The sequence below is a fragment of the Synechococcus sp. CCAP 1479/10 genome (assembly GCF_019038515.1).
Classification (GTDB): Bacteria; Cyanobacteriota; Cyanobacteriia; order PCC-6307; family Cyanobiaceae; genus Cyanobium.
Map to the genome: position 1 here is coordinate 1 of NZ_JAFKRJ010000018.1, position 505 is coordinate 505.

Genomic DNA, 505 nt, shown 5'->3' on the forward strand with positions numbered 1-505 from the left:
GTTGCCCTTGATGAACACGTCATCCCACTGCAGACCCACGTACCAGGACTGGCTGGTGGCGTTGGTGATGCCGGTGGTGGAGACGAGATTCGCGGCGCCGTTGAGGTTGGTGGTGCCGTTGTAGTTGCTGCGGTTGATGCCCCAGCCGGCGCTGATGGAGGGAACCCAGCCGGAGTTGCTGGGCTGCCAGTAGGCGCTGATGCCCACCGAGTTGGTGGCGGCGGCGTTGGTCTGGAAGATGGTGGCCAGAGGCGTGCCGTTGCCGGTGTAGAGACCGGCACCACCGGAGGAGTAGGTGTAGGCCGCCGCGATGCCCCAGTTGGAGCCGGTGTAGGCGATCTGGCCGGTACCCGTCTGGGAGGAGCAGGCGTTGCCGATGCCACCGCAGTTCGCCGTGCCGGCGATCGGGTTGCCCACATCACCGTTGGCGGAGACGTAGTTGGCGCTGATGCTGAAGCCGCCGCTCTTCCACCACAGACCACCACCAGCGCCCAGGTTCAGGCTG

Annotated in this window: 1 pseudogene; it reads right to left on the reverse strand. The window is 65.9% G+C overall.

Annotation, left to right across the window (positions count from 1 at the left end):
- Positions 1–505, reverse strand: a pseudogene (locus KUG39_RS05510) (iron uptake porin); the annotation flags it as partial.